At 49.2% G+C, this 26202-nt stretch carries 29 protein-coding genes; 14 read left to right on the top strand and 15 right to left on the bottom strand.

Translation table 11 applies throughout. The features are described 5' to 3' along the window. The first annotated feature begins 11 nt into the window (after positions 1 to 11). The 3 genes from KNO86_RS06835 to KNO86_RS06825 are packed head-to-tail and all read left to right on the top strand — an operon-like array spanning position 12 to position 3163. Positions 12 to 836 (top strand): carbohydrate ABC transporter permease, encoded by an 825-nt coding sequence (locus KNO86_RS06835; protein ID WP_214694430.1) that lies wholly within the window; start codon positions 12 to 14, stop codon positions 834 to 836. A gap of 11 nt (positions 837 to 847) precedes the next feature. Then, positions 848 to 1498, top strand: a complete 651-nt coding sequence (gene pgmB, locus KNO86_RS06830) for a beta-phosphoglucomutase (protein ID WP_214694428.1) — start codon at positions 848 to 850, stop codon at positions 1496 to 1498. A gap of 54 nt (positions 1499 to 1552) precedes the next feature. Beyond that, a complete protein-coding gene (locus KNO86_RS06825; protein WP_214694426.1) occupies positions 1553 to 3163 on the top strand; it encodes an alpha-glucosidase in 1611 nt (536 codons plus the stop codon). 7 nt (positions 3164 to 3170) lie between these two features. Here KNO86_RS06825 and KNO86_RS06820 read toward each other — a convergent pair whose 3' ends face one another. Then, the gene (locus KNO86_RS06820; RefSeq protein WP_026825140.1) at positions 3171 to 3314 is read right to left on the bottom strand and encodes a hypothetical protein; all 144 of its coding nucleotides are present in this window, start codon (positions 3312 to 3314) and stop codon (positions 3171 to 3173) included. 88 nt (positions 3315 to 3402) lie between these two features. Next, on the bottom strand, positions 3403 to 4545 hold the full coding sequence (locus KNO86_RS06815; protein WP_214694424.1) for a sensor histidine kinase: 1143 nt from the start codon (positions 4543 to 4545) through the stop codon (positions 3403 to 3405). A gap of 199 nt (positions 4546 to 4744) precedes the next feature. Here KNO86_RS06815 and KNO86_RS06810 point away from each other — a divergent pair, with 199 nt between their 5' ends. Together KNO86_RS06810 and KNO86_RS06805 are read left to right on the top strand one after the other, a co-directional pair. Beyond that, positions 4745 to 5221 (top strand): DUF305 domain-containing protein, encoded by a 477-nt coding sequence (locus KNO86_RS06810; RefSeq protein WP_214694422.1) that lies wholly within the window; start codon positions 4745 to 4747, stop codon positions 5219 to 5221. 194 nt (positions 5222 to 5415) lie between these two features. Further along, complete coding sequence (locus tag KNO86_RS06805) at positions 5416 to 6132, top strand: peptidoglycan DD-metalloendopeptidase family protein (protein WP_214694420.1); 717 nt, start codon at positions 5416 to 5418, stop codon at positions 6130 to 6132. A gap of 46 nt (positions 6133 to 6178) precedes the next feature. On the opposite strand, the gene KNO86_RS06800 is transcribed toward KNO86_RS06805, so the two are convergent. Beyond that, positions 6179 to 6340, bottom strand: a complete 162-nt coding sequence (locus KNO86_RS06800; protein WP_214694419.1) for a hypothetical protein — start codon at positions 6338 to 6340, stop codon at positions 6179 to 6181. A gap of 87 nt (positions 6341 to 6427) precedes the next feature. Further along, entirely contained in the window at positions 6428 to 7345 is a 918-nt protein-coding gene (locus tag KNO86_RS06795) for a TerC family protein (RefSeq protein ID WP_214694417.1), read from the bottom strand. Between the two features lie 160 nt (positions 7346 to 7505). On the opposite strand from KNO86_RS06795, the gene KNO86_RS06790 reads away from it, so the two are divergent. Continuing rightward, positions 7506 to 8363 carry an SDR family oxidoreductase gene (locus KNO86_RS06790; RefSeq protein ID WP_214694415.1) on the top strand — a complete coding sequence of 286 codons (858 nt, stop codon included), beginning with the start codon at positions 7506 to 7508 and terminating at the stop codon, positions 8361 to 8363. Positions 8364 to 8401: 38 nt separating this feature from the next. On the opposite strand, the gene KNO86_RS06785 is transcribed toward KNO86_RS06790, so the two are convergent. The 5 genes from KNO86_RS06785 to KNO86_RS06765 form a co-directional block, all read right to left on the bottom strand. After that, a complete protein-coding gene (locus tag KNO86_RS06785) occupies positions 8402 to 9934 on the bottom strand; it encodes a methyl-accepting chemotaxis protein (protein WP_214694413.1) in 1533 nt (510 codons plus the stop codon). Between the two features lie 129 nt (positions 9935 to 10063). Next, complete coding sequence (locus KNO86_RS06780; protein ID WP_214694411.1) at positions 10064 to 10705, bottom strand: TVP38/TMEM64 family protein; 642 nt, start codon at positions 10703 to 10705, stop codon at positions 10064 to 10066. A 78-nt stretch (positions 10706 to 10783) separates the two neighbouring features. Next, positions 10784 to 11215: a DUF1801 domain-containing protein gene (locus KNO86_RS06775; RefSeq protein ID WP_214694409.1), complete on the bottom strand. Its 432-nt coding sequence runs from the start codon at positions 11213 to 11215 to the stop codon at positions 10784 to 10786. Further along, positions 11212 to 11568: a DUF2200 domain-containing protein gene (locus tag KNO86_RS06770; protein WP_214694407.1), complete on the bottom strand. Its 357-nt coding sequence runs from the start codon at positions 11566 to 11568 to the stop codon at positions 11212 to 11214. The genes KNO86_RS06775 and KNO86_RS06770 overlap by 4 nt, the downstream gene beginning before the upstream one ends. Before the next feature lie 58 nt (positions 11569 to 11626). Further along, complete coding sequence (locus KNO86_RS06765) at positions 11627 to 12292, bottom strand: haloacid dehalogenase type II (protein WP_214694405.1); 666 nt, start codon at positions 12290 to 12292, stop codon at positions 11627 to 11629. A 70-nt stretch (positions 12293 to 12362) separates the two neighbouring features. Here KNO86_RS06765 and KNO86_RS06760 point away from each other — a divergent pair, with 70 nt between their 5' ends. The 6 genes from KNO86_RS06760 (at position 12363) to KNO86_RS06735 (ending at position 17608) form a co-directional block, all read left to right on the top strand. Continuing rightward, positions 12363 to 12956 (top strand): FMN-binding negative transcriptional regulator, encoded by a 594-nt coding sequence (locus KNO86_RS06760; RefSeq protein ID WP_214694403.1) that lies wholly within the window; start codon positions 12363 to 12365, stop codon positions 12954 to 12956. 175 nt (positions 12957 to 13131) lie between these two features. Beyond that, complete coding sequence (locus KNO86_RS06755; RefSeq protein WP_214695118.1) at positions 13132 to 14145, top strand: iron-siderophore ABC transporter substrate-binding protein; 1014 nt, start codon at positions 13132 to 13134, stop codon at positions 14143 to 14145. Positions 14146 to 14165: 20 nt separating this feature from the next. Next, positions 14166 to 15167, top strand: coding sequence for a FecCD family ABC transporter permease (locus KNO86_RS06750; protein ID WP_483297442.1), 1002 nt, complete (start codon positions 14166 to 14168; stop codon positions 15165 to 15167). Next, positions 15164 to 16195, top strand: a complete 1032-nt coding sequence (locus KNO86_RS06745; protein ID WP_214694400.1) for a FecCD family ABC transporter permease — start codon at positions 15164 to 15166, stop codon at positions 16193 to 16195. Before KNO86_RS06750 ends, KNO86_RS06745 begins: the two co-directional genes overlap by 4 nt. Continuing rightward, positions 16196 to 17032 carry an ABC transporter ATP-binding protein gene (locus tag KNO86_RS06740; protein WP_214694398.1) on the top strand — a complete coding sequence of 279 codons (837 nt, stop codon included), beginning with the start codon at positions 16196 to 16198 and terminating at the stop codon, positions 17030 to 17032. Between the two features lie 177 nt (positions 17033 to 17209). Then, a complete protein-coding gene (locus KNO86_RS06735) occupies positions 17210 to 17608 on the top strand; it encodes a cytidine deaminase (protein WP_074035820.1) in 399 nt (132 codons plus the stop codon). A gap of 32 nt (positions 17609 to 17640) precedes the next feature. Here the strand turns inward: KNO86_RS06735 and KNO86_RS06730 are convergent, their stop codons facing one another. Together KNO86_RS06730 and KNO86_RS06725 are read right to left on the bottom strand one after the other, a co-directional pair. After that, positions 17641 to 18585 carry a peptidoglycan DD-metalloendopeptidase family protein gene (locus KNO86_RS06730; protein WP_214694396.1) on the bottom strand — a complete coding sequence of 315 codons (945 nt, stop codon included), beginning with the start codon at positions 18583 to 18585 and terminating at the stop codon, positions 17641 to 17643. 79 nt (positions 18586 to 18664) lie between these two features. Continuing rightward, positions 18665 to 19555 (bottom strand): helix-turn-helix transcriptional regulator, encoded by an 891-nt coding sequence (locus tag KNO86_RS06725; protein WP_214694394.1) that lies wholly within the window; start codon positions 19553 to 19555, stop codon positions 18665 to 18667. A 75-nt stretch (positions 19556 to 19630) separates the two neighbouring features. Between KNO86_RS06725 and KNO86_RS06720 the strand changes: the two genes are divergently transcribed. After that, positions 19631 to 20146 carry a dihydrofolate reductase family protein gene (locus KNO86_RS06720; RefSeq protein ID WP_214694392.1) on the top strand — a complete coding sequence of 172 codons (516 nt, stop codon included), beginning with the start codon at positions 19631 to 19633 and terminating at the stop codon, positions 20144 to 20146. Between the two features lie 155 nt (positions 20147 to 20301). After that, complete coding sequence (locus KNO86_RS06715; protein ID WP_214694390.1) at positions 20302 to 21372, top strand: GGDEF domain-containing protein; 1071 nt, start codon at positions 20302 to 20304, stop codon at positions 21370 to 21372. A gap of 69 nt (positions 21373 to 21441) precedes the next feature. Here the strand turns inward: KNO86_RS06715 and KNO86_RS06710 are convergent, their stop codons facing one another. The 4 genes from KNO86_RS06710 to KNO86_RS06695 form a co-directional block, all read right to left on the bottom strand. Continuing rightward, positions 21442 to 22176, bottom strand: coding sequence for a polysaccharide deacetylase family protein (locus KNO86_RS06710; RefSeq protein WP_214694388.1), 735 nt, complete (start codon positions 22174 to 22176; stop codon positions 21442 to 21444). A gap of 54 nt (positions 22177 to 22230) precedes the next feature. After that, a complete protein-coding gene (locus KNO86_RS06705) occupies positions 22231 to 22704 on the bottom strand; it encodes a GNAT family N-acetyltransferase (protein ID WP_214694379.1) in 474 nt (157 codons plus the stop codon). A gap of 612 nt (positions 22705 to 23316) precedes the next feature. Then, positions 23317 to 24816, bottom strand: coding sequence for a gluconokinase (gntK, locus tag KNO86_RS06700; protein WP_214694378.1), 1500 nt, complete (start codon positions 24814 to 24816; stop codon positions 23317 to 23319). A gap of 16 nt (positions 24817 to 24832) precedes the next feature. Further along, the gene (locus KNO86_RS06695; protein WP_074036021.1) at positions 24833 to 26176 is read right to left on the bottom strand and encodes a GntT/GntP/DsdX family permease; all 1344 of its coding nucleotides are present in this window, start codon (positions 26174 to 26176) and stop codon (positions 24833 to 24835) included. Positions 26177 to 26202 lie beyond the last annotated feature (26 nt).

Here is a 26202-nt window from a genome sequence, read left to right as displayed (position 1 = left end):
GAGGAATGGATATGAAAAAGAAAAAATGGCCGCGTATTGTCATGTATGTCATCCTCGTCTCTTACGCGCTCGTCACACTGTATCCATTCCTATGGGCAGTGCTCGCATCGTTCAAACCGTATAGCGAGATTGTAGCTGGGGGGCTTACACTTTGGCCAGAGAATCCAACGCTCGCAAACTTTGAACATATCTTTACGGAAGATCCGCTTTTTCCACGTTGGATTATGAACTCCTTTTTAATTGCAACACTAGGAACCATTGTGAACGTCATTTTTAACACAATGGCTGGTTATTCGCTTGCACGTCTTCGGTTTCCGGGACGTAACTATTTATTCCTGTTGATCTTGGCTGTCATGATGGTACCGGGACAAATCTTGCTCATTCCGAACTACTTGATCATGCGTTCGCTTGGAATTCTCGACACATACTCTGCGTTGATCATTCCCGGAGCCATCAACTTCTCCTACATCTTCTTGATGAGACAGTTCTTTATCAACTTCCCACGCGAAGTAGAAGAAGCTGCACAAGTAGACGGACTAAATCGATTCCAAACGTTTTGGCGTATTGTCTTCCCAATGGCGCGTGCATCGGTTGCAACGCAGGCCGTCTTCGTGTTCCTCGGGTTCTGGAACGAGTTCTTAAAACCGCTCCTTTACATCACATCACCCGAAAAGTATACGCTTACGCTCGGGCTTCAGTCATTTCAAAGTCAGAATGCCACGCAGTGGAACTACATCATGGCGGCTTCTGTCGTCAGTATCATTCCAATCATCATTTTGTACATCATGCTGAATAAGTACTTCATGCAAGGTTTACGAATTGGTGGAGATAAATAAGGAGAATGAAAATGAAAGCTTTTATTTTTGATCTAGACGGTGTCATCACCGACAGTGCCGAATATCATTACTTAGCATGGAAAGAGCTCGGAGAAGATTTGGGGATTCCGTTTGATCGAGCATTCAATGAGACACTCAAAGGTGTGAGTCGAACTGAATCATTGGAACGAATCTTACGACTTGGCGGCCGTGAGAATGACTTTTCTGCTGAAGAGAAGGAGCTGCTTGCGACAAAGAAGAATGAACACTATGTATCACTTATTTCAAAAATTACGGCTGCAGATATCTTGCCAGGCATTGAAATGTTCTTGAAAGAGCTAAAAGAAGCAGGTTACAAAATCGGAATGGCGTCAGCATCGAAGAATGCTCAGATGGTGACGAGCCAACTTGGATTGCTTGAAGCGTTCGACCATATTGTTGATGCGGCAACTGTGATACATTCAAAACCACATCCTGAAGTATTTCTTAAAGCTGCTGAAGCGCTACGAGTCGATCCGAAAGAATGTGTCGGTATTGAGGATGCAGTTGCAGGAATCACGGCCATCCATGAGGCAGGTATGTTTGCCGTCGGAATTGGCGACCCACATGTCTTGACTGAGGCAGATGTTGTCTTCGAAGACACAACGCAACTCACACTAGAGAAGCTATTAGTTCGAATTTAAAAATGAAGCCTCGAGTGTTTGCACTCGAGGCATTTTTAACGAGGGGGAGTTTGAATGAAACAGACTTGGTGGAAAGAGGCCGTCGTATATCAAGTGTATTGGCGAAGCTTTTTCGATACAGACGGAGATGGATATGGTGATTTAGAAGGTGTGCGTCAAAAGTTACCGTACATTAAAGAACTTGGGGCGGATGTTGTCTGGCTCAATCCGTTCTATGTGTCACCGGATAAGGACAATGGATATGACATTGCCGACTATTATGGTGTCATGGATCGAGCAGGAACGATGGCGGATTTTGAACGTTTGTTGACAGAGGCACACGCACTCGGTCTGAAAATCATTCTGGATCTTGTCGTTAACCATACTTCGAATCAACATCAGTGGTTCTTGGAATCAAAGAAGGGCAAAGACTCACCAAAGCGAGATTACTATATTTGGCATGATCCAGTGCAAGGAAAAGCGCCAAACAATTGGCGATCATATTTTGAGCCGTCTTGTTGGGAATGGGATAAGCACAGCGGTCAGTATTATTACCATTCATTCGCCGTCGAACAACCCGACCTCAATTGGGAGAATGAAGAATTGCGTCATGAAATCTATAAGATGATGCGGTTTTGGCTCGATAAAGGTATTGACGGATTTCGAATGGATGTCATCAATCTTCTCGCAAAGAGAAAAGACTTATCTGATGTCGAAGATCCATATAATTTGAGTTACTTAGCTAATAATCCCGGGATTCATGAGTACCTTCAAGAAATGCATGAGGAGGTACTGCGGCACTACGATTGCATGACGGTCGGTGAGATACCGTTCGTAACACCGAAAGAAGGCGCACTCTATGTAGACGAGGAACGTCATGAGCTAAATACGTTGTTTCATTTCCAAATCGCCGATGAGATGCCGACTTGGGATATGCTTCGCTTCAAAGAAATTCAGCGCGATTGGTATGAAGGGTTGAAAGGGAAAGGCTGGAACTCACAATTTTTAAACAATCACGACCACACGCGTCAGGTTACTCGATATGGGAATGATGGGGAACATCGTGTTGCATCGGCAAAGCTATTGGCAACCTTGACGCATACATTGCCCGGAATACCTTATATTTATCAAGGTGAAGAAATAGGAATGACTGGTGTCACGTTTGATTCGATTGAAGATTATCAAGATATAGCGATGAAAAACCGGTATGCAGAAGAAGTGAATAAAGGACGGAATGAAAATGACGTATTGACCAGCTTGCAACTATTAAGTCGAGATAACTCGCGGACGCCAATGCAGTGGAATAACAAAAAAGAAGCTGGATTTACACAAGGGGTACCTTGGATGAGTGTAAATAAAAATTACGTTGAGTTGAATGTAGAAATGGACTTGCAACGGGAAGATTCAGTGTTTCGTTACTATCAACGTTTGATTCAATTAAGGAAATCAAATGAAGCACTTGTGTATGGTGAGTTTAAAGACTTGCTTCCAAATGATGAAACGTTGCATGTATATGAGCGTTCTCTGAGAGAAGAACAATTTTTGATCATTCTCAATCATTCGGATGATTCTCACCCTATACCCGTATCGACAGCATGTTATAATCTCGTCTTACAAAATCTAGACAATGAGACCAATCAGTTGCGACCGTATGAAGCAAGAATCTATAAGAAGACCATCAAATAGGTGGTCTTCACGCTTTTTTCTTCGTGCCTCGAAACGCAAAAAACATGGCGATGCCGATACCAATCCCGAGCCACCAGTTATCGAGCGTGAGACCAAAAACGACGGCGAACACGACAGCGACCGGGATGGATAAGTATCCTCGTTGTTTCATCTTCATTTCCTCCTCTCTTCGTCACTTCTCTATTCCCAAAATTGAATCGTGTTACATCACGAAATGAAAAAACGTCCGATTGAACGAATCAGTCGGACGTGATTGTAAAGAATGTTCGTGGCAAGGGGCATGTGTGCCGGGTATGAAGCTCAATCGTGAACGTCGTACCCTCTCCGTATGTGGAGTCTGCATGGATACCCCAACCGTGGGCTTCAGCGATTCGTTTGCAAATCCGTAGACCAAGCCCCGTACCTTTGATGGATTGATGAGCGAGGGAGTCGACACGATAGTATTCATCAAATACATACGGAAGTGCATCTTCTGGAATGCCGATGCCAGTATCAGATACAGACAACACCACCGTACCGTCACATTCCTCGACTTGTGTATGGACGGTCCCACCATCGGGAGAATATTTGATGGCATTGCCGATCAAGTTATGGAGCAATTGCCGTAACTTTTCTTCGTCTGCTTGAATCCAGACGTCATTTGTCTCAAACGTCACTGTATGAAGTGGCGAAGTCGTTTGATAACTCGCCATGACGTCCGCTAATAGGGGGCGAAGCGCGAATGTCGTCACGGTCAATTGTTCGGCCGTATAGCTTTCTTTTTGGTAGTCCAAAAAATTATCGACGAGGCGCTCGAGCCGTTCCGATTCTTGTTTCACTTGTTCCAACATGTGATAAGACTTCTCCGAACCTTCATGTCGCGCCATCAACAATTCGGTATAGCCATGGATTGCGGTCAAAGGGGTACGGAAGTCATGAGACAACTCAGCAAGAAATGTATCTTTTCGTTCTTCGAAGCGAACGGCTTCCGTTTGGTCACGCCACATGATGAAGACGCCCCGGGGTGTCCGGGTGAAATTGAAGATCAGGTGCAGCGTCCGGTCATCGAATTGAATACGTCGTGACGTCATGCTTGGCCATTTCTCTGTCTCGCACTCAAGCAGTTCTTGAATCAAATGGGTGACTTGCGCCATGTCGGCACCATGTTCTTCGAACGTCGTATAGAGAAAGCGAGTCAATGCTTCCATCGAGGCGAACGATTGAGTCGTCATCGAAGGGCACCAGTGATGAAGGAGATGATTCGTATAGAGACGGTGTTTCGAGAAATCGATATAACACATCGCATCCTGCACTTCTTCCACGACGGAAGCGATGGAGAACGTATGGCGTTCCTGTTTTTGACGAGCGGAGCGTTTCTGCCTAACCCTATGGAATCGGCGCATTGACATACCTCCTCGCAAACATTTGTACATTCATTCACAACAAGTATACGACATTCGAGAAGGAATCCATATACGGGCAATAGTCCTATCAGAAACGGACTGAAATTGGGACGGAAATTAGTCGGGGATTTGGAGAATGTTTTATCGGATAGAAAGTAGGATAGTATTTCTACATGCATAACAAGAAAGGGTGAACGAGATGAAATCGTACGGTAAATTTGGAATCATGATCGCAGTCTCTACATTCATTATGTATTGGCTCATGTATTTGAACGTCTTTCAAATCAATCATATTTTCTTTAGTCAAACCAGGTTGTATATGGCACTCATCATGGGATCGGTCATGGCATTCGTCATGCTTCTCTTCATGTGGGGAATGTATAAGAATAAAACTCTTAACTTTATCATCCTAGGGGTCAGTGCCCTCGTCTTCAGTGCCTCGCTCTGGCTCGTGCGTAGTCAGACGACGGTCGATGACGTTAGTTGGATGAAGGCGATGATCCCGCACCACTCGATCGCGATCTTGACGAGTGAGCGCGCCGAAATTGAAGACCCGCGCGTCAAAGAGCTGTCGGAAGAGATCATCAAAGCGCAACGCCGTGAAATCGAAGAGATGAAGCAATTGATTAAAGATTTAGAGGATGAAGAAGAGAACGCAGAAGAGAATCAAGAGTAACAGACATACACAGCCGAGTGGCTGTGTATGTTTTTTGCATTTAGGAAAAATGAGGGAAGTAAGTTAGAATTTGTTTTCCTTTATTTGAAATATAAATGACATATTTGTCGGTTCGTTTTGGTGGTAAAATTTTTTCATCAAGATAATATAAAAATTAAAAATTTAAATACATAATTGAAAGGATTTACCATAACATGAAACGAAAGATGCTCTCCCTCCTCTGTGCCGTCTTGCTCACCATCGGAATCTTCACCCCAGCCGGTACGCCTGCTGAAGCGGCGACCACGTATTATGTCAAAGTCACGACCAACAGTTTAAACGTCCGTTCGGGCCCGAGTACGACGTATGCGATCGTCGGCAGCGCCAAGTTGGGTCAATCGTTTAAATATCTCGGCGTGAGTGGGGGATGGACGAAAATCAACTTCAACGGCACAGCTCGTTACGTATCGAGTACATATGTGAAAAAGTATAGTGTGACGACACTCTCGACGACGTCGACAGCGAAGATGGTCATCCCGACAAAGGGGACATTGACGCAAAAATATGGTCCGGCGAGCGGGCAATACGGTTACACGTTCCATAACGGCATCGACTTGGCGGCACCGAGAGGGACACCGGTCATTGCTGCCGCGTCTGGACAAGTCATCGTCGCCCGGAATTACGGGGCGTACGGGAATCACATCATGATGACCCATCAGTTGAACGGGCAAACATACATCACGGTGTACGCACACCTCGACCGCCTCAATGTCGTCAAAGGACAGACGGTCACAAAAGGAGCTACGATCGGAGCTGTCGGAAATACTGGCAACTCGTTCGGAAACCATCTCCATTTCGAAGTACATCGGAACAGCTATGTGTATAGCAGTTCATCGCCAGCAAATAGTATCAATCCGTATACGATGTTTTAACGCAAAAGCACGCGCTCCCCAATCAATGGGAGCGCGTGCTTTTTGGTTAGTGGATCGTTGTTCGTTTGTTTCGTCCGAGTTGGTTTGCAGCGATGAGGCTGACACCAAGGACGACACCGAACACCAATCCGAATAAGGTATTGAAGAGTAACATGAGGATGATCCCGAAGACGAGACCGATACTCATGAGGCCAATCCGATCAAACATAATGAATCCCCTTTTCTGTAGTTGTGCACCTCAATGATTACCCGATTTTCAAAGAAAGAACACCGACGAAATGGACCGATTGATTCATTATACGTGTTTGGACGAACTAGGTTTCGTTTTGTAGAAACTATAGAGGACGCTAATCAAGATGACGAGAACAATCGTCCCGAGCGACATCCAAATCGGCATCTTGTATACATCGCCAAAGATCATTTTCGCCCCGATAAAGACGAGCATGAAACTGAGACCGTGTTTCAAATAGTAGAAACGATCGATCAAGTTGGCAAGGACGAAGTAGAGACTACGGAGTCCGAGAATCGCCATGATGTTGGCATAGAAGATAATATACGGGTCACGCGAATACGCAAAGCTCGCGGCGACCGAGTCGACGGCGAAGACAATATCCGACAATTCGATAAAGATGAGCGCGATGAAGAGCGGTGTGAAGAACAACTTCCCGTTGATCCGTTTCGTGAACTTCCCAGATGAAATGTCTTGCGTGATCGGAAGGCGTCGCTCAAGCCAACGAATCGTCTTATTCTCTTCAAGCGACTCGTCTTTCCCGATGTTCTTGTACATCATCCAACCTGTATAGACGAGGAACGCTCCGAACACGTAATACACCCAACCGAAGTTTTCTAACAGTGATACACCAGCGACGATGAAGACAGCGCGGAAGAAAATGGCTCCGAGAATCCCCCAGAACAACACTTTGTGCTGATACTTGAGCGGGATGGCGAAGTAGGCAAAGACAAGTGAGAAGACGAAGACGTTATCGATGGCGAGTGCCTTCTCGATGAAGTACACGCTCGCATATTCCGTTGCCGCCGTACTACCTTGCGTGTAGAACAACCAGCCCCCGAACACGAGGGCAATCCCGATCCAGACAAACGTCCATGTCCACGCCTCGCGGAGCGAGACTTCGTGTGCCTTGCGGTGGAACACCCCGAGGTCAAGTGCGAGCATGAAGATGATGATGAGTAAAAACCCGATGAGTAGGGTCAACAACAATTCCTCCTTTTTGAGTTCGAGTGAACTTCTATATTGTTAATATAGGTTCATATGAACTTAAAGTCAAATGTTATTTTTGTTGGCATGTGCCGTTACGTTAATTGCGTGAACAGAACGGGAATATGGTCTGAAGCATGAGAAAGGGGATGACCGTATGAAGTATTTAGTCACCGGGGCAACCGGTAAATTAGGGTCGAAAATTGTAGAGGAGTTACTCAAATCCATCGATGCGAGTGAGCTCGCGGTTAGCGTGCGCAATCCAGAGAAAGCAGCATCGCTGAAAGAACGTGGGGTTGATGTACGTCATGGAGATTTCGATCAGCCGGACACACTCGATGAAGCGTTTAAAGGTGTCGAGCGTCTGTTGATCATCTCGGCAGATGGCGATAACGACACGCGGATTCGTCAACATACGAACGCGGTCGAGGCGGCAAAACGGGCTGGGGTCTCCTTCATCGCCTACACGAGTCTCGCCGATGCGACAGACAGTGAGAACTTGATGGCACCTCCACACGTCGTCACAGAAGAAGCGATTGTGGAATCGGGAATTCCATATGCGTTTTTGCGGAACAACTGGTACTTAGAGAACGAATTACCGAGCATGCAGGCAGTCGTTGACGGGGCACCGTGGATCACGGCGGCTCGGGACGGAAAAGTCGGCTGGGCGCTTCAACAAGACTATGCGGAAGCAGCGGCGAACGTCCTGTTGAAAGAACAGCAAGAGAGTGCGGTATATGAATTGTCAGGACCGCTCCATACGCAAAAAGATCTAGTCGATGCACTCAGTGAGGTATTAGGACGTGACGTCATGATGCAAGAGCTGAATCTCGAGGCATATGAAGAGACGATGCGCGGGGCAGGGATGCCTGATGACGTGGTCGCACTTCTCGCTGGCATTCAGCGTAGCATCCGTCAAGGAACGCTCGAGATTCATGAGAGCGACTTTGAACCGGTTCTCGGACGTCCGGTCACACCGCTCGTTGAAGGAATTCGTCAATTGCTTGATCGATAAAAAGCATGCCCCCGACCAACCGGTCGGGGGCATTTGTGTTAGGCGCGTGATGCGTGATCTTCGAGTTGAGTCGTCACATCTTCGAGTGCGTTCGCCGTGACGGCGAGACGGTCCGACATGGAACTGAGTTCTTTTTGGACGGCGACCTGTTCTTCTGTTGCGGCGGCCACGTGGTGAATCTGTTGTTGCAGTTCACTTGAAGCATGTTTCGTCGATTCGAGGCGTGTCTCGAGCGTCTCCATCTGCGTCGTCACGAGTTGTCGCGTCTCTTGGATCGAGGCGATTTGTGCATCGATTTCCGATACGTCTTCCGTGAGACGACCGAAGACAGCCGTCACGTCGTTTGTGACCGTTTGGCAGTTTTCAGTCGCTTGTTTGAAGAGGTGAGCCGACTTCGAGACGACCGTCGTATCTTCCATCAATCCACCGAGGACGCGTGTCATTTCCGATGCGTATTCTCGGGACTGAACGGCAAGCTTCCCGACTTCAGAGGCGACGACGGCGAATCCGCGACCGGCCTCTCCGGCACGGGCCGCTTCAATCGATGCGTTCAAGGCGAGCATATTCGTCTGTTCACTGATCGAGCCGACTTGCTGCAAGATGCCCTGGATTTCAGACGAACGATTCGTCATCGTTGCGACAATTTGCTCAAGTTGCTCGGATTCCGTGATGATTTCATGCACTTTTTCTTCCATGAGACGCATATCCGTATTCCCGGAGAGAGCGTCTTTGGCGATACGGGACGAAGCCGCTGCCGTCTGCGCCATTCGTTCTTGGATGAGTGCGGTCAGCGAACGGATCGATTGAATCTCATCCGCACCTTGTACCATCGAAGCTTGTTGAGACGAAGCGTGCGCGACAATCGGGTCGACTGTGATGGCGATTTGTTCCCCAGATTCGAGCGACAGATTCGCAGCCGATTCGAGTTCCTCCGCATGACTATTCAAGGACTGAACGAGGGAACTGACGTCTTGAATCGCTTGTCGCAATAACTGTCGTGTCTCCTGTTCGTGCGCCTCGACACGTTCCGTCTCCTTGTTGCGGAAATGGATCTGGGCGACGAGTACGGCACTGAGCAAAATCAAGTACACGGCGTGGACGAGCAATAAGCTGAACGGATAATCGCTCGTTCCACAAATGAGCGCAGGGAATAAAAAATACCCTGCTAAATGCTGTACCGCAAAGATGCCGGTACTGTACAAAATCAAGTCGATGCGACGCATGAACGACAGGATGGCCAAAACGACAAAGATGGAGAAGTGATACTCAACGAGTCCTTGTCCACCTGCGACCGTCGAGATACTCGCGAAGGTGAGTGTCAGCATCATCCAATACGGGAACATCTTGCTTTCTCGCTTCAGGCTGACGAGCATCATCCCGAGGAAGACGAGTGGGAGTGCGAAGAGCACCCATGTCACACTCGAGTACACATAGCCATCCGCGCCGTTTCGTAAAATCGTATACGTGTAGGCAAATTCCGTAAAACGGTGAAGCAAATGGACGACAACCGACGTCAATACAATCAATAACGTCGTCAACAACATCAACTGATTTCTTTTCATCAAACTCATGTTTCTTTCCTCACATTCTCGTATTCATTTGTTGTGGCTCTATACATATCGGACGAAGTTCATTGATGTTTATACGAATTACACATTGAGCGCACAAAAAAAGAGCATGAAGCTCTCTTTCATGATTTTTCAATTTAAGCCAAGCCATTTCTTGACGGGCTCACGGAAGATATATGTGATGACAATCAATCCGACGAAGACGAGTGCGGCGATGAAGATCGTCGTGACGCTACCTGACGCGAGGCTCGCCCCGAGGAAACTGTAGGCGAACGTCCCTGGAATCATACCGAGCACGGTCGCCGGGACGAACGCACGGAAACGGACGCGAGAAATCCCTCCGGCGTAACTGAGCAAGTCGAAACTGACGAGCGGGATGAGCCGAAGGACAAAGACGTATAAAAACCCGCGACGCTCCATTTGGGTGAACAGTTTCTCTGACCACGGATAGCGGTCGACGTTGATGACCGAGCGGCCGAAAAAGCGTCCCATGACGTAACCGGTCGTCGCAGCAGCGGTCGCACCGATGATGATATAGAGCACCCCTGGCCATACGCCGAACGCGAGACCGGCTCCAAGTGACAGCACGGAAGTCGGTAAAAATGCGACCGGACCGATGGCATAAAGGAATATAAAGAATAACGGTCCCCAAAATCCAAACGACAAGACGATGTCCCTGATGTCGGACGGACGCAACTCATAGTGGAAATGAGTGATATAGAACAACGTGCCAAACACGAGTAAGAACAAAGTGATTTTCAGCCAGCGTGGCATGAGGCGTCCCTCCTTTTTTCTAAGCATACCGTATACTCGGTTCACAAAAGAAAACGAATGTGCGAAAAAACCGAAGCGTTAGCCTCGGTTTCCTTCATAGCGCTGAATCCATTCATCGACAGTCATCTTCTCGACGAGTTCCCCGACCAAATCAAACGGGATCCGTTTCACGTTATTGAAGCGAATACAGCTTTTCCCCATATCGAGTTTCGTCGGGACGCGTTTCGCATACTCTTGTTCAAACCAAGCGAGCAACTCAGGGTCGGCGTAAATGCCCATATGATAGAGTCCGACATGGCGCTTTTGCGCGATCACGCTGACAAAGGGAAGAGGTGTACCCGGTGTGACGTGATAACCGGACGGATATCGCTCGAGCGGGACGACGTAATGGACGCCATGTCCGTCCGTCGTCTTTTCAAAGCCTTCTGGTAGATGCTCATCGATGACCTCAATTAGATGAATGAAGGAATCGAGCCGTGCTTCGTCCACGAGTGTCGTCACGTCCATCATGATTCGCCTCCCCGTAGAATCTTCTCCATTTTCTTACCCTTCGCCAACTCATCGATGAGTTTATCCAAGTAGCGAATCTCGCGCATGAGCGGCTCCTCGACGTTCTCGACACGGACCCCACAGACGACGCCTTTGATAAGGGCGCGATTTTCATTCAGGCGAGGTGCTGAAGCGAAGAATGTGTCAAAATCAACCTGATCCTCAATTTGACGTTCGAGTTCGGTCTCGTCATAACCCGTCAACCATTCGATGATCATGTCGACTTCTTCTTTCGTCCGTCCTTTCCGTTCAGCTTTCGCAACGTAATGTGGATAGACGCTTGCAAAGCTTGTCGTGTAAATACGATGTGCCATCTGTCTCCCTCGTTTCGGTTATGTTTTTTCTATTTTCTCATATTTCGACCGAAGCAGGTTAGACCCATTCCATAATTCCGTTCAACTCTTTATAAATCGCATCCGGTTCCACATCGAACGCTTCAAACGGCAAGTCGTTCCGATTGATCCAGGCCGCATGGAAGCCGAAGTTTTTCGCCCCGGCGATGTCCCATCCGTTCGACGATAAGAAGAGTACCTCGTCACGACGAAGGCCGGACGTCTTGAACCAATGCATATAGGCGGCTGGTGTTGGTTTCGGTTGTTTGATCCCGTCGACGCTGACGATTTCATCGAAATAATCGGCAAGACCGGCGTTACGGAGCAGTGCCTCGAGCATCTCGTCCGTCCCGTTCGAGAGGATGACGGTCTTCACGTCATGCAGCTCTTTCAGGACCGATTCGACCTCCTCATATGGGGTCAGGTGCGCATACGATTCAATGAGACGTTGTTCGATGTCGTCTGTGGATGTTGCGTCATGGACGGCTAACGCATAACGGAGAGCGTCACGGGTCACCGACTCGAAATCTTCGTAGCGTCCCATCATGTGGCGCCAAAAGAAATACTCGAGTTGTTTCGTCCGCCATACTTGGCTGATGGCTGCTCCTTTTTCAGGGAACTCTTGTTCACAGGCGTCCTTCACCGAATGGACGTCGAATAAGGTGCCATATACGTCAAAGACGATCGCTTTGATTGTTGGTTTCATAAAAACATTCCTCCTTCTGTGTCGTTATACCCGTCTTGTTCAGAATATAATAGGGGAAAGGGGGTTCGACATGTATATCCAAAACCGTTATTCCGTGAAAGACGAAGCTGACATCTTTGCTTTTTTGCATGCCCATCCGTTCGGCACCATCGTGACGCATGACGGGGACAAACCAATTGCGACGCACATCCCGTTACGATTCGATGAGGCGAATGGACAACTGACGACACATATTGCGAAAGCGAATCCACAGTGGCGAACGATTGAAGATCAAACCGTTCTCGTCATCTTCCAAGGACCAGACGCCTACGTATCGGCGTCATGGTACGGTCATGAAGACGTCTCGACATGGAACTATCAAGCCGTACACGTGTATGGACGTGCGACGATTCTCAACGAGGACGAATTAGTGGAGGAACTTGCAGGCATGCTTCATGAGCACGAAGGGGAGCGTGAGCATGCGGTACGTTGGGAAACGTTATCGGAACCGGTGAAGCGACAGATGCATGGCGTCGTCGGGTTTCGGATTGACATCACCGACATCCAGGCGACGTTCAAGTTAAGTCAAAACCGAAGCGACACGGATCATGAACGAATCGTATCCGAGCTTGAAAAACAAGATAAACCGATCGCAGACGTCATGCGACGGCATCGAAAGTCCTAAGCAACCTGTCCTAAAACGGCAGGTTTTTTTATATTTCTTTGCCGAATAGCGGTTGACATGACTTAGGAGCAGGTCTATACTCATAACTGATAATGATTATCAGTATCGACAAAATACAGAGAAGTTCGAAAAGGAGAAAAATCACGTGAACAACACATTCAAGAAATGGTTACATATGTTCATCTTTGTATCGGCATTTGCACTCATCTTAGCCGGTTGTGGTTCGGAAGAAGCTGAGAACGCTTCCACGAATGAAGGGATGGAAGAATCGGCAGAAGGTTACCCGATCACAATCGAGCACGCATTCGGTGAAACGGTCATCGAAGAGAAACCAGAACGTATCGCAACGATTTCATGGGGAAACCATGACGTCGCACTTGCCCTCGATGTCGTACCGGTCGGATTCTCGGCTGCGAACTACGGTGTCCAAGACGACAGCGGTATGCTTCCATGGACAGCAGAGAAGTTGAAAGCACTCGGAGAAGAAAATCCGAACATCTATCAAGACACGGATGGATTAGACTTTGAAGCAATCGCGGATTCAAACCCGGACGTCATCTTGGCGGCCTACTCAGGCATTACGCAAGAAGATTACGACACACTCAGCCAAATCGCGCCGGTCGTGGCGTACCAAGAAACACCTTGGGTCACGTCATGGCAAGACATGGTTCGCTATGACTCACTCGCAATGGGACTCGGTGAAGAAGGCGAACAGCTAATCAAAGACACGGAGCAGTTGATCACCGACAAAGCGACAGCCGTTCCTGAGATTGCTGGAAAGAAAGCCGCATTCGTCTCGATGAGCGCGGAAGACCTTTCAAAATTCTATATCTATACGACGGGTGACCCACGTGGTGCCTTCATCGAAGAACTCGGGATGGAGTATCCACAAAACATTGTCGACGAAGCAGAGAAGACAGATAGCTTCTATCTTGAACTCAGTAAAGAGAACGCTGATATCTTGAACGACGTTGACATCTTCGTCACTTACGGAAATGAAGACACGTTAAAGGCGCTCCAAGCAGACCCACTCTACAGTAAAGTACCAGCCATCGAACGCGGATCGGTCGTCTTGATCGAAGATAACACGCCACTCGCAGCGGCAGGTACACCGACACCGCTCTCGATTGAATATACGATCGATGAGTACGTCTCACGCGTATCGGACGCGCTCGCGAAAGTAAAATGATGCAACATCAGGTGAAGCAGATGCATACCCCGAAGTACTTCCCGCTCCTGTTAATCGGGACGCTCGTACTGGCGGTGGTATGTATTCTGGCATCCCTTGCCTTCGGCTCACGGACAGTCGGGTGGAATGAACTGCTGGACGGTTTATTCCGTCCGGCTGTTCAGTCGTATGAAGCGGACATCGTCCGGGAGCGGGTCATCCGGACAATCTTCAGTTTCATGTGCGGGGCAGCGCTCGGTGTGGCGGGGGCACTCATGCAGTCGGTGACGCGTAACCCAATCGCCGACCCGAGTATTCTCGGAGTCAACACGGGAGCAGCGCTTGCTGTCGTCATCGGAATCGCGTTTTTCAACATCTCGACAGCGAGTGCGTTCATCTGGTTCGCGCTCGTCGGAGCGTTGTTGACAGCCATCTTTGTCTTTGGCATCGGTTCGCTCGGTCGAGGTGGGGCGACCCCGCTCAAACTCGTCTTGGCGGGAGCAGCGACGAGTGCGGCGTTGTCATCCCTCGTCATGGCCCTCATGATCCCGCGGTCAAACGTCATGGATCAGTTCCGCTTCTGGCAAGTCGGGAGCGTTGGGGCAGGAAACATCGATTCCATCTATACGTTTTTACCGTTCTTATTGATTGGTCTCGTGATTGCAGTCGTGACCGCACCTTCTTTGAACGCACTCGCACTCGGAGAAGAGATGGCGAAGAGTCTTGGGGTTCGAACGGGTACGTTGAAGCTGACTGCCTCGTTTGCTGGCGTGATCCTGTGTGGGGCGGCGACGGCGCTTGCCGGCCCGATTGGCTTCATCGGTTTACTCGCCCCGCACTTGATTCGGCTCGTGCTCGGTCCAGACCAGCGTTATCTCATGCCGATGTCTGCCCTTGCCGGTGCCATCATCCTGACCTTCTCAGACGTCATCGGACGTTTGCTCGGAAGTCCGGGGGAGCTTGAGGTCGGGATTGTGACGGCGTTTATCGGGGCGCCGATCTTGATTCTATTGACGATGAAAGTGAAAGTACGAGGATTATGATGCAACCAGCGATTGAACAAATCAGACAAGGACGCATGAAGCGCCGCCGTCGCTACGTCGGGATGACGCTTCTCTTGACCGTCATCGCGCTCACGCTGAGCGGCTTGATGCTTATGCTAGGTAATACGATTTATCCCGTTCAGGACGTGATTCGCGTCTTGCTCGGAGAAGATGTGAAAGGGGCAACGTTTGCTGTTGAGGTCCTTCGTTTACCACGCATGCTCGCCGGTGTCTTCGCCGGGGCGGCGTTTGGTGCCGCGGGAACAATCTTCCAGACGATGCTTCGTAACCCGCTCGCCAACCCGAACGTCATCGGCATCACGACCGGTTCGAGTGCGGCGGCCGTCTTCTGTATCGTCGTCCTCCAGTCGAGCGAGGCCATTATCTCGATTGCCTCGATTATCGGGGGACTCGTGACCGTGCTCGTCATCTATTTCTTATCCAAAGGGGCCGCCTTTTCCATCGGACGCCTCGTCTTGGTCGGGATTGGCATCCAGGCGATGCTCACGGCGGTCATCAATTACTTACTGCTCATCAGCCGACAAAATGATGTCGCGATGGCTATGAGGTGGTTGACAGGAAGCCTAAATGGGGCGAAGCTAGAAGAGTTGCCGCCTTTAATCATCACGGTACTCATCTGTTTACCGATCGTACTGTTACTCACCCGTCAGCTCGAGATGCTCGAGCTCGGTGAAATGGCGGCGACAGGGCTAGGAATCAATACGAACCAAACCCGATTACTTCTCATCGTTGCCGCGGTGTTCATGCTCGCTCTCGCGACAGCGACGACGGGACCAATTGCCTTCATCGCCTTTTTGGCGGGACCGATTGCCAAACGCCTCGTCGGGACGAGTCACGCCGGGATTTTGCCGGCAGCGCTTGTCGGGATCATCTTAGTACTCGCGGCCGACCTCGTCGGACAATTCGCCTTCACGGCACGCTATCCGGTCGGTGTCATCACCGGCATCATCGGCGCGCCTTATCTATTATACTTGTTGATTCGGATGAACCAGAAAGGGGACTTCTAAATGGCATCCATTATGAAAGTGGAACATCTCACCTCAGGATACGAGGACAAGATGATTTTGAACGATATCAGTCTTGAAATTCCGAGCAATCAAATTAGCATCATCATCGGTGCGAACGGTTGCGGGAAGTCGACGCTACTGAAGACGATGGCACGCCTCATCAAGCCGAGTGCCGGTCAAGTGACGCTTTATGATAAGCCGATCTCGAAGATGGCACCGAAAAAGCTAGCGCGTGTCCTCGGGATGTTGCCACAGTCCCCAGTCGTACCGGAAGGAATCACGGTCGCCGATCTCGTCGGTCGCGGTCGTTATCCGCATCAATCGTTCTTGAAGGGATGGACGAAAGCCGACTATGAGGCTGTCGCCGAGGCGATGGAGATGATGAACATCACGGAGTTTGCGGACCGTCCCATCGATGAGTTGTCAGGTGGACAGCGCCAACGCGTCTGGATCGCGATGGCACTTGCCCAACAGACAGACGTCCTCTTTTTAGATGAACCGACGACGTATCTGGATATCACATATCAGGTCGAGATTCTCGACTTGTTGACGGACTTGAACCGGAAGTACGGGACGACGATTGTCATGGTGCTGCACGATATCAACTTGTCAGCACGTTATGCGGACTATATCTTCGCACTCGATAAAGGGAAGTTGATTGCGGAAGGGAAGCCGTCGGACGTCATCACGTGTGATTTGATTCATCGGGTCTTTAATCTTCGCTGTTCGGTCATGTGTGACCCGGTATCCGGTTCCCCGTCTGTCATTCCGATTGGTCGCCATCATGTGCAGACAGAAACGGAAGAATCGCCTGTCGCACAGTTAGAGTTAGTATAAAAGTGAATCGGAAGGGAGAAGGAGCGGGAGTTCCTTCTTTTTTGTTTCCTTATGAAAGCGTTCTAAAAAAGTCGTTGACTTCTCCAAAGGGCGGGTGTATGCTATAAATCCTGCCCAAAAATGAGAGGCATGGGGACTGGCATCAGTTCATTCGATATTCGAGAGGAATGACTTAAGATGAACCAACAACAATTAGTCGAGCGCGCACGCCAATTGAAGGACAATGCGTATTCACCATATTCGAAGTTCCGCGTAGGTGCGGCACTTCTCATGAAGGACGGCACGGTCATCGACGGCGTCAACGTCGAGAACGTCTCGTTCGGAGCAACGAACTGTGCAGAGCGCACAGCGATCTTCACAGCGGTAGCACAAGGATACAAAAAAGGTGACTTCGAAGCGGTTGCCGTGTCTGGGGACACGGAAGACTTCTTGCCACCTTGCAGCATCTGTCGCCAGGTCATGGTCGAGTTCGGCGATCCTGACTTCAAAGTACTCCTGACAAACGGCAACGCCGATGTGAAAGAAGTGACGCTTGGGGAACTCGTTCCGCTCGCGTTCACAGATTTGGATATGTGATCACGGACCCCTCAGATTTCTGAGGGGTTTTCTTATCTGAAAAAGTGAAAGAATAATCTCGGAATGGCCTGAATAATATAAAAGAGCAGTTCTGAGAAATCGAGGCCTGCGAGCCCATTTGACCAACTGTCCTCTTCGCGGGAAGTGACCACTTTTCCACGCACCGGTCGCTGTCGACCTTTCCATCGAATCGGGAGGGCGGTCGCGGTGTCCACAGTCGGGTGATTCATGACACGCGTATGCAAGCGTGGCTCTACTGTGTTGCCGGAGCGTCCGCAGCGGGCAATCACCTTTTTGGTCTTCACTTGGTCTCCAACTTTGACAATAATCGAACCGCTCTCTAAGTGGGCGAGAAGCGTGTATTCATCATGTTTATGTTGAATGATGACGTGATTTCCGAGTGGATGATCAGGATTTGGTTCATCTGGTAGCCCATCGACGACCTGATAAACTGTACCATCGAGTGGTGACAGAACTTGTTCTCCGAACGCATACGATCCATTCATCCCAACTTTTCTGCGATTGTAAGATTGCTGATCTTTTGTTTTCAAAAAGTCATAGCCTTCACGTTTCTTTCGAATCGGTTCATGAAGATACATCCCGATGTTCGTCCCTTCTGAGACGACGAACCACTGCTCTTTGAATGGAAGGTGGTATTTGTTTTTTGTGAAAGGATTGGTCTCTTTTGAAGAGGATGTGACCGTCATCTGAATGGATTCAATCTGATTCACGCGATTGAATTGAACGGACAATAACTTTTCTTTTCGGAAATCCGACCATAATACATACCGACTCCCGTTCAACACCATTTCATTGAGCAGACGATAGCGCCGAATTCCATGATGAAACGAAGACGCTTCGTGATGAAACATGTCCATGGAATAATGAGATTTGCACGAATCGGACATTTGATGATAAATGTCATCGAACTGTCCGTCTTTGAATAAGTGGATGAACTTTTTGTTCTCGTGATGCATGTGCATACCGCCTTTGTCGATTGTTGGTCTTGTATACGCATAAAAATTCATAAATGTTTCGTGGCACTTACTCAGAAACTTACATATATCTTTGTATCAATTGTTCCGCATGCTCTCTCATCATCTCCCGCAACGCACTCGGCGCCTTCACCTCCACTTCGGCTCCAGCCTTCAACAATTGCCTCGACAAAAATGGAAGATCTTCTTCGGGTACGCGCCATTCATTCTTTTCTTCGATATCGGGTAATACATCTTCAAGTAAACGACGACCGAGTGACGTCAGCTCGAGTTGAACGGTCACACCGATTCGTTCATCACTTTCCTGAAGCGAGGTCACCAAATCCTCGGATTCAAACGGTTCCTCGAGCAACTTGACCGCTTCCACTCGATCAATCCGATATTGCCGGAATCCGAGATCGGAGAGCCCGAAGACGTACCACTTCAAGTCAAGAAGTGCCATGCCGACCGGGGCGACGATGAACGTACGTGGTCCTTTCGTCGTTCGATACGTCATCTCGATCTTGTTCTTGCGCTCGATCGCCTGATAGATGTCTTTTGTGAACGGGGCTTTTGGAATCTGTTTATTCCCAAGCCACAAAATGTTTCGTTCCAATCGACGAATCTTCGTATCCAAGTCTTGCGGCAACTCGTTCACATACCAGTCGGACAGCGTATGTCGTATATCACCAAATGGGACGTCCGGGATGTGTTCCATCCATTTGAGCGTAAGGTAAAGCGCGACAGCCTCTTCTTCACGGAGGTGAAGGGGTGGTAACAAGCGGTTCGGTAGCATCTCATAGCCGCCACCGATCCCAGGCACACTCCAAATCGGATAACCCAGTTCTTCGAGCGACAGCATATCTCGTTGAATCGTCCGGATGGAAGCGCCTGTCTCTTGAGCCAGTTCTTCAGCGGTGACACGTCGCCCTCGATTGAGCAGCCGAATCAGTTGCAAGTGCCGTTTTTTCATAGCTATCATTCCCGTCATCTTTTGTCGTATTTATTGAGTAAGCTTAATATATCACGAATCAAGGAGGAAGATACGATGCCGAAAGTAGTGTTGTATATTGCGATGAGCTTAGATGGGAAGATTGCCCGGTCGAACGACCAACTCGATTGGTTGTTCGCCGTGGAAGGGGACGGGGACAACGGATACGCTGAATTTTTCAAGACCGTTGGTGCCGTCATCATGGGAAGAAAGACGTATGAGGAAGTATTGCAACTATCGGAAGAGTATCCATATCCAAACATACCGAACTATATTTTGACGCGTCAGCCCGACCGTGAAGCCGAGCACGTTACGTTTACGGATGAACCAATCGAAGAACTGATTCACCGATTGAAAGAGGAAGTTGATCAAGATGTCTGGCTCATCGGTGGCGGGGAAGTCATCAAATCAGCGATGGAACATGACTTGATTGACCGGTATGAGATTGCGATTGCCCCGGTTGTGTTAGGTGAAGGGATCCCTCTCTTCCCAGAAGGAACAAAAGAGACGAAACTTCGACTGACAAGTCAACGCGCATCCGGTCAATTTGTGATGGTGACATATGAACGATAAGTGAGGATCGAGTCCATAAAGGGCTCGATTTTTGTGAAAAAAGGAAAAATATTCATTTTGTAGAAAGTTTTACACTTTGATACGTTAGCTGATGATGGAAATTGGATATATGTAGAGAGTAGAAGTAACATGACAAATGTGAAGGGGTCCAACTAATGTTCATGAGTCTAATCGCCAATTCGTGTATTTCTTTTACTGGCATCTATTTCATCTCAAAGATCATGAACTATCATACGAGACATGTACACATTCAGAAACTCCTCATCGGTGTGTTATCAGGCTGTTTCGGGATTTTTCTAATCACGCAAAGCGTTCAATTTGAGAATACCGTAAAAATTGATTTTCGGTTTCTCGTTCTCCTTTTACTCGGATTTTACCGTCTGGTCTCACCGTTATTCATCGCAGCCACCATCATGTCGATTCACCGATTCAGCTATGGCATCGACTTTTACTCGATTCTGGCGTGCGTTGCCCTCTTTACGATGGTCATTGGTATGATTCTGACATACCGGATTGTTTGGCTACAGAAATGGCTGTTCCAATTTGGTCTTACGTTGAACGTATGGATATGTTTGGTCGCAGCCATGGGGATTCTTGTCGGGGGAGGCTTTACAGAAAATGCTGTAGATGTCGCGTTGTTGGTTACGATGATCAGCTTCCCGATTGGATTGTTGATCACCATGTTGAATATTGATCTGTACCTCATCCATCACCGTGTGAGAGAGTATAAAATCTCGGCGGAGACTGACCATTTGACGGGTCTCGCCAATCGTCGGGCATGGGAGATGCAGATGAAAAAGTTCAAAGTGCAATATGCGTCATGTAATGTCTTGCTTTTGGACATCGATCACTTCAAACAGATCAACAATCAATATGGCCACGCGAACGGGGATGAGGTGTTGAAGCAGTTTGCGGAACTGTTGCACCGAGAGACGCGAAATCAGGACATTAAAGCGCGGATCGGGGGAGAAGAGTTCGGCATCTTGATTCCGATGCTCTCCCAAACCGAGGTGGTCAACGTGGCGGAACGGATTCGAAATAGTATCTCCAAACATGAGTTCAAGCTACTCGATGACGAGCGGATTCATCTATCCGTTTCGATTGGGATTGCGAACGGCAAGAGCGAGCACCTTCGTGAGATGATTCGCCTGGCAGATGAATGCTTGTATGAGGCAAAAAATAGTGGCAGAAACCGTACACACGTGACAGAAAGTGTCGTCGGATAGACAAGGCGTATCGGAATCCCGATGCGCTGTTTTCATGTGAAAAACTGTAGACCACGAGATGGCCTACAGTCATAGAGTTGTATGTTCGTCAGCATGCGGTTCCCACGCATCCAAAAAGTTATGGGGCGGGTGAACGCCCTCGAGCGTCCGAAATTCGTAATCTCGCTCTTTCGCATAGCGGATGATTGTATCGAGTGCTTCTGGCGTCATCGAATGATCGTGCGCTAAGATGATGGAAGCAATATTGGCGGCACGATTCGCCTCGAGTCGATTGAACACGCGTTGTTCGACGCGGGCATTGTCTTGTTTATATACATGATCGAGACTACCGACATTCCAGTCCCAAATCTCAAAACCGGCATCGGTCATCACTTGCCAATGCGCAGGCGTCATGCCTTCATCACTCCCGTAAATCGTCCGGGCCATATTCGTATGGATACCGGTCACCTCGTAAACGAGACGTTGTACGTCTTTCATTTGACGGACGGCCGTCATCGGTGATGCATAAAACTCCTCACGCTTGTGTGTCATCCCGTGTAAAGCAATCAAGTGACCCTCATCGACGATGCGGTGAAGGAGATGCTCATTCCCCTCGATATTCTTCCCAAGGATGAAGAAAGTGGCCTTTACCTGATGCTTCTTCAAAATATCGAGCAGCTTTCCGGTTTTCCAGTTCGGTCCATCATCAAGCGTCAGATAGATGAGGCTCGGGTCGTTATACGCTTTCGGTTCCGGGATCGCCGCCTGTGACAAAGTACCAATCAACAAAAAAATAGACATGAGTAATAGAACGCGTTTCTTCATTCCAACAATAGCTCCCTCGAGTCAAAAAACAAGTGACATATGACACATACCTAATCATATATCCGAGACATCGAGACGATAAATTTGTTCGTCGAGTTCTGTCGTGAGATAGGTGAAATTCAATTTCTTCAATAGCGCGATGGACGCCTCGTTCGTCTCAAGGACGCCGGCCTTTAACACTTCCGCACCTTGGTCGGCCAAGTGACGAATCAATCCCGACATCACCTCGAACGCATAACCTTGGCGAGCGCGTGCGGGTGTGATGGTATAGCCAATCCAATACGTCGTACCTTCTTGGTGGATATACACGTCCCCAATCAACCCATCTGTCGCTTGGTCGATGATAGCGAGTTGCATACCGTGTTGAAGTGATTGTGCGCCGAGTAGTGCGTTCTCGTACTCGGTATAGCTAAGACCTTTGAACGATTGATGCTTCATCCAGTCAAAGTCGTTCCGATACGCCATGAACGGTTCGATATCATGTCGTTCGAACGGTCGGATGAGGCAGCGGGTCGTCGTGAATGTCATCGTGAACCCCTCCTGTATCCTCTTAGTGTACCGTGGATGATCAACAGGGGATAGTCATAGAAAAGCCCCTCAATCCTAAGATTGAAGGGCGTGTTGTCAGTTCGTGACCGACGGTGCTTTATAGTGCTGGACGAGCTTGGTAAACAACCGTGGCTAGTAAAAGTACGGTCTTCCCAAGAAGCTCCCCCTTTAATTTGCGAAGCAAATAAGTGGCGAGTAGTTCACTAGCTTATATGACATTTACAAAAAACGTTATCACGACAAATGATAGACCAAGCAAGATGAATGCATATCCTAAGACTTTTGGTCTGAAAAAAGATAGAAAAAAACTGAACAGGATTTCAGTTCCGTCTGTCGGTGATCCGGTCTCTTTAGACTTCGTCTGATCTTTTGACCTAATGAGCAATACGCCAAAGAAGAAAAAGGGGATTGCCGCAATCAAAGAATCAAGGATGTTACTCATTCGATTTTACCTCGTCTTTCATCATCTAGAATGGATTTCTAATCATGAAAAGTATAACATCTCTTTCGCTCTAAGAATCTAACCTAGAAAAAAGATTAATTGTGTGGATCAATAAATAAGGCCGAGTTCGCGATGAACTCGGCCTCTTCTTAAACATGCTTCCGCTGAAACGCTGAAATAGCTTCATATTCTTCCGACAGGTGACGCGACAGGCGAATGTAAATCGGTAAGAGCTCCCGATATACATTCGTCGCTTCCATGTTCGGTGTATGCTCGTGGGTCACTTGAGGCACTTCTTGGAATTCCTCGATGTCCCCGAAGGCATACTCTCCGAGCATGATTGCCCCAAGACATGAACTCTCGTGACTTTCCGGCACGACGACCGGTGTATCGAAGATGTCTGCCATCATTTGGCGCCAGAGGCTCGATTGGGCAAAGCCACCCGTCGCATGGATGCGGTTCGGTGCGCCCGTCAACTCGTCGAGTGCGAGCATGACCGTATAGAGGTTGAAGATGACGCCTTCTAACACAGCGCGGATGAAGTGCTCCCGTTTATGGTGAATGCTAAGCCCGAAGAAGGAACCCCGTGCATTTGAATCCCAAAGTGGAGCGCGTTCGCCCATCAAATACGGATGGAACAGGAGACCGTCCGCACCCGGTTTGACCGTCTCGGCGATTCGGGTCAACACGTCGTATGCGTCAATCCCGAGCCGTTTCGCTGTCTCGACCTCACTTGCTGCGAACTCGTCACGAAGCCAGCGGAGGATGATGCCACCGTTATTGACCGGTCCACCGATCACCCAATGCTTGTCCGTCAGCGCATAACAGAAGATGCGACCTTTCGGATCTTCGACCGGTTCTGAGACGACCGTCCGGATGGCGCCGCTCGTCCCAATCGTCACGGCGACGACTCCTTGTTCGAAGGCACCGACACCGAGGTTCGAGAGCACGCCGTCACTTGCCCCGATGACGAGCGGGAAGTCCCAACCGATCGTCTCGGTCACTTCAGGTGTCACATGTAAAATTTCTGTCGTCGGCACGAGTTCGGATAAATGATCTGGTGTCACACCGGCGACTTCAAGTGCTTCCGTGTCCCAACCCTGTTGTTTCAAATTGAACAATCCCGTTGCCGAGGCGATAGAGTGGTCGACGACGAAGCGTCCCGTCAATCGATAGAAGACATACTCTTTGATGGAGACGAACTTGACTGTCTGTTCAAAGACGTCAGGATGTTCCGTTTTCAACCAGCGCAATTTCGACAGCGGTGCCATCGGATGAACCGGAGTCCCCGTGCGCATATGGAGCGCACTCGCATCAAAGTCGCGTTTGATGTCTTGCGTATATGGATTCGCCCGACTATCGGCCCACGTGATGCTGTTCGTGAGCGGACGTCCTGAGGCATCGAGTGCAATCAAGCTGTGCATCGCCGAACTGAACGATGCGAAGCGAATCGGACCGTCCGCTTTGGCGCGGACCGCCGAGACGGCTTCGAGCACGGCCCCATAGATGACGACCGGGTCTTGCTCGGCCGTCTCCGTATCGGGCGTGAGAAGCGGATACAACACGTTATGTACCGCCAGTTGTTGATGACCGTTGAACAGGACGGCTTTCGTACTCGTCGTCCCGATATCGACCCCAATCGTAAACACACAATCACTTCCTAACTTAGATGATGAATAGGCTAATCAAGAACACGACGGCGAAGCCGGTGAGTCCGATAATTGTTTCCATGATCGTCCATGACTTGAGCGTGTCTTTCACGTCGAGACCGAAGTAACGGTTGACGAGCCAGAAGCCCGAGTCGTTGACGTGTGAGAGGACTGTCGCCCCTGAAGCGATGGCGATAACAATCAAACCGAGTGCCGCGCCCGTGATGTTTTGGATTTCAAGTAGCGGTGTGATGAGTCCTGCTGCTGTGACCATCGAGACCGTTGCCGATCCTTGGGCGACGCGGACGACCGTTGCAATCAAGAAGGCGAGTACGATTGCCGGAAGTGGTGAACCAGCCATCATTTCACCGAGGACGTCACCGACACCTGAGTCGATGAGGACTTGTTTGAACACGCCACCGGCCCCAGTGACGAGGATGATGATCCCGGCTGGTTCGAGTGCTTTCGTTGCAATCTCTTGTACTTCGTCACGTGAATACCCACGGCGTGTCCCGAGGAAGACGAACGTGAGAAGCGTTGCAATCGTCAAGGCGACGAACGGGTGTCCGAGGAACGTCAAGAAGTCACGGACGGCGTTGCCTTCATCCAAGAGTACCGCTGAGAGCGTATTCGCCAAGATTAACACGAGCGGGATCAAGATGAGCGACAAAATCATTTTAAAGCTTGGCAATTCTTTCGATGTGTCGATTTCTTCAAATTCCATGTAGTCCGGAATCGTCACATGAATCTTCTTAGCAATATACTTCCCAAAAACGGGACCGGCTAAAATCATTGCTGGAATCCCGGCGAGGACACCGAATAAGATGACCCAACCGAGGTCGGCACCGATCAAGTTCGCAACAGCGATCGGACCAGGTGTCGGCGGGATGAAGCTGTGCGTGACCGCGAGGCCCGCGAGGAGCGGAATCCCATAGTAGAGAAGCGAACGTCCCGTCTTTTTGGCGAGGCCGTATACGATTGGGACGAGAATGATAAACCCGACATCGAAGAAGACCGGAACGGCGACGATGAACCCGGTAATCCCGAGCGCCCATTGTGCCTTATCTTCCCCGAACTTACTGACGAGAGTCTGGGCGAGGCGTTCCGCGCCACCTGACACTTCAAGCATTTTCCCGAACATCGCACCGAGACCGACGACGACGGCGACGAAGCCGAGCGTTCCGCCCATCCCGTTTTGAATGGAAGCGATGACGTCCCCAAGCGGCATGCCGGCTGCGACCCCGACGATGAGACTGACAAGTAACAATGAAACGAATGCGTGAAGCTTTGTGCGAATGACTAAAAATAAGAGCAAGAAAATCCCGGCTAAGGCGATCAAAATAAGTGTTGAGCCAGACATTGAGTATTCCCCCTAAATTCCGAATA

Origin of the sequence: Exiguobacterium sp. s160, assembly GCF_018617575.1 — a bacterium.
In the GTDB taxonomy this organism is placed as follows: domain Bacteria; phylum Bacillota; class Bacilli; order Exiguobacteriales; family Exiguobacteriaceae; genus Exiguobacterium; species Exiguobacterium aestuarii_A.
This window is presented reverse-complemented; position numbering and strand designations above follow the sequence as displayed.

Coding starts and splice junctions, on each gene's coding strand:
- KNO86_RS06765 (WP_214694405.1), bottom strand. CDS start 12,292: ATGAAACCAACAATCAAAGCGATCGTCTTTGACGTATATGGCACCTTA.
- KNO86_RS06805 (WP_214694420.1), top strand. CDS start 5,416: ATGAAACGAAAGATGCTCTCCCTCCTCTGTGCCGTCTTGCTCACCATC.
- KNO86_RS06730 (WP_214694396.1), bottom strand. CDS start 18,585: ATGCATCACGAGAACAAAAAGTTCATCCACTTATTCAAAGACGGACAG.
- KNO86_RS06735 (WP_074035820.1), top strand. CDS start 17,210: ATGAACCAACAACAATTAGTCGAGCGCGCACGCCAATTGAAGGACAAT.
- KNO86_RS06725 (WP_214694394.1), bottom strand. CDS start 19,555: ATGAAAAAACGGCACTTGCAACTGATTCGGCTGCTCAATCGAGGGCGA.
- KNO86_RS06740 (WP_214694398.1), top strand. CDS start 16,196: ATGGCATCCATTATGAAAGTGGAACATCTCACCTCAGGATACGAGGAC.
- KNO86_RS06790 (WP_214694415.1), top strand. CDS start 7,506: ATGAAGTATTTAGTCACCGGGGCAACCGGTAAATTAGGGTCGAAAATT.
- KNO86_RS06745 (WP_214694400.1), top strand. CDS start 15,164: ATGATGCAACCAGCGATTGAACAAATCAGACAAGGACGCATGAAGCGC.
- KNO86_RS06710 (WP_214694388.1), bottom strand. CDS start 22,176: ATGAAGAAACGCGTTCTATTACTCATGTCTATTTTTTTGTTGATTGGT.
- KNO86_RS06800 (WP_214694419.1), bottom strand. CDS start 6,340: ATGTTTGATCGGATTGGCCTCATGAGTATCGGTCTCGTCTTCGGGATC.
- KNO86_RS06785 (WP_214694413.1), bottom strand. CDS start 9,934: ATGAGTTTGATGAAAAGAAATCAGTTGATGTTGTTGACGACGTTATTG.
- KNO86_RS06760 (WP_214694403.1), top strand. CDS start 12,363: ATGTATATCCAAAACCGTTATTCCGTGAAAGACGAAGCTGACATCTTT.
- KNO86_RS06695 (WP_074036021.1), bottom strand. CDS start 26,176: ATGTCTGGCTCAACACTTATTTTGATCGCCTTAGCCGGGATTTTCTTG.
- KNO86_RS06720 (WP_214694392.1), top strand. CDS start 19,631: ATGCCGAAAGTAGTGTTGTATATTGCGATGAGCTTAGATGGGAAGATT.
- KNO86_RS06750 (WP_483297442.1), top strand. CDS start 14,166: ATGCATACCCCGAAGTACTTCCCGCTCCTGTTAATCGGGACGCTCGTA.
- KNO86_RS06820 (WP_026825140.1), bottom strand. CDS start 3,314: ATGAAACAACGAGGATACTTATCCATCCCGGTCGCTGTCGTGTTCGCC.
- KNO86_RS06755 (WP_214695118.1), top strand. CDS start 13,132: ATGTTCATCTTTGTATCGGCATTTGCACTCATCTTAGCCGGTTGTGGT.
- pgmB (WP_214694428.1), top strand. CDS start 848: ATGAAAGCTTTTATTTTTGATCTAGACGGTGTCATCACCGACAGTGCC.
- KNO86_RS06825 (WP_214694426.1), top strand. CDS start 1,553: ATGAAACAGACTTGGTGGAAAGAGGCCGTCGTATATCAAGTGTATTGG.
- KNO86_RS06810 (WP_214694422.1), top strand. CDS start 4,745: ATGAAATCGTACGGTAAATTTGGAATCATGATCGCAGTCTCTACATTC.
- KNO86_RS06835 (WP_214694430.1), top strand. CDS start 12: ATGAAAAAGAAAAAATGGCCGCGTATTGTCATGTATGTCATCCTCGTC.
- KNO86_RS06775 (WP_214694409.1), bottom strand. CDS start 11,215: ATGATGGACGTGACGACACTCGTGGACGAAGCACGGCTCGATTCCTTC.
- KNO86_RS06715 (WP_214694390.1), top strand. CDS start 20,302: ATGTTCATGAGTCTAATCGCCAATTCGTGTATTTCTTTTACTGGCATC.
- KNO86_RS06815 (WP_214694424.1), bottom strand. CDS start 4,545: ATGCGCCGATTCCATAGGGTTAGGCAGAAACGCTCCGCTCGTCAAAAA.
- KNO86_RS06705 (WP_214694379.1), bottom strand. CDS start 22,704: ATGACATTCACGACGACCCGCTGCCTCATCCGACCGTTCGAACGACAT.
- KNO86_RS06780 (WP_214694411.1), bottom strand. CDS start 10,705: ATGCCACGCTGGCTGAAAATCACTTTGTTCTTACTCGTGTTTGGCACG.
- KNO86_RS06770 (WP_214694407.1), bottom strand. CDS start 11,568: ATGGCACATCGTATTTACACGACAAGCTTTGCAAGCGTCTATCCACAT.